At 37.5% G+C, this 315-nt stretch carries 1 pseudogene; it reads right to left on the reverse strand.

What is annotated here, in order from left to right:
* A pseudogene (locus ACG9ZB_RS16875) lies at positions 1-315 on the reverse strand (IS4 family transposase); the annotation flags it as partial.

A 315-nucleotide genomic window follows, 5' to 3' on the forward strand; every position in this document is an offset into this window, starting at 1 on the left:
AGCGTTGAATCAAAGCAATACGCTCTTTCGTATCTGAATTTCCACGTTTATTAAGCAATGTCCAAAGGATAGGTATCGCTATTCCACGATAAACGATTGCGAGCATCAGGATATTAATATTTCGTTTTCCCCATTTCCAATTGGTTCTATCTAAAGTCAGTTGCACTTGGTCGAATGAAAACATATTGAAAATCAACTGAGAAATTTGACGATAATCAAAATACTGACCTGCAAAGAAGCGCTGCATACGTCGATAAAATGATTGTGGTAAGCACTTGATGGGCAAGGCTTTAGATGCAGAAGAAAGATTACATG

Source organism: Acinetobacter johnsonii (genome assembly GCF_048551975.1).
Lineage (GTDB): Bacteria > Pseudomonadota > Gammaproteobacteria > Pseudomonadales > Moraxellaceae > Acinetobacter > Acinetobacter johnsonii_A.